Source organism: Janthinobacterium sp. BJB304 (genome assembly GCF_002735765.1).
Lineage (GTDB): Bacteria > Pseudomonadota > Gammaproteobacteria > Burkholderiales > Burkholderiaceae_D > Janthinobacterium.
This window is the reverse complement of sequence record NZ_PDZN01000052.1, coordinates 1-922: the sequence shown is the minus strand read 5'-3', so window position 1 is coordinate 922 and position 922 is coordinate 1. Positions and strand designations below refer to the sequence as shown.

At 41.4% G+C, this 922-nt stretch carries 1 protein-coding gene; it reads right to left on the bottom strand.

What is annotated here, in order from left to right; all coding sequences use genetic code 11:
• Positions 1 to 82: 82 nt before the first annotated feature.
• Positions 83 to 922, bottom strand: an 840-nt coding sequence (locus tag CSQ95_RS30260) for a hypothetical protein (protein WP_257218275.1), incomplete at its 5' end; no start/stop codon positions are given.

Here is a 922-nt window from a genome sequence, read left to right as displayed (position 1 = left end):
GGTCACATGGGGGATGGGGTCAGACTAGCTCAACCTGACCCCGGGACCCAAATGGCGGACCTGACCCCGGCTCCCTAGAGAATCATAAAAAATTTGGCTTTTTAACGTCTGGCATATTTTCGTAGGCTTTTAATATGGTTTGCAAAGGCGTCAATTCTTTATCGCGGTGCCAGTAAACAATTTTAAGCCACATTGCAGCGCGCATTATCTGTCCTGCACCAAGCCAATTTTCTTGCAAATTGGCTTGCAACATCCGGCAGCCTGCATTTAACAAATCATGCTCATCAAATTCAAAAACTTTTGCATTTTGCAAGCATAAGGCATACGCAAATTCATGTGGCCTCAGCATTTTTAGCAAAGATACTGGGCCATCTTTCCCCGTACATCGTCGATAAGTCTCTATTCCTGCCTCATATCCCTTATTATATTCACCGCCTTGATATGAAAATGCCATATAGTCGGCAAGACCATCTTTTACAATTTCACGCATAGACCAAGGTCCACCCTCCCAACTCCATTTCGCCTCCTCATAGATGCGAGCATTATTCCATGCCTTACAATTATTTTTTCCATCTAGTAGCCACTCACCAATTGCCTTCGCAAAATGCATCTTTACGCGATGTGCATTTCTATTGACTCCAAAATCCTCATCATTGACAATTGCAGTTTCTATCCACTGTATTCTACTAGAGATAATTGGCGCCACTTCATTATGCAAACCAAACAATGAAGCTAGTATGAAATTATCCAAATCGCCACAGGCAACATTTCCCATTGACCGCTTTTCATCATATTCCCTCGAGACAATAAACCGAATCATTTCACTGCTATATCCATTTTTCTTCAATTTAATCGGATCAAAAACCATACACCCTTCCTCATATTTAAATAAATAATATAATATCGCAATTAGGGGGGATGG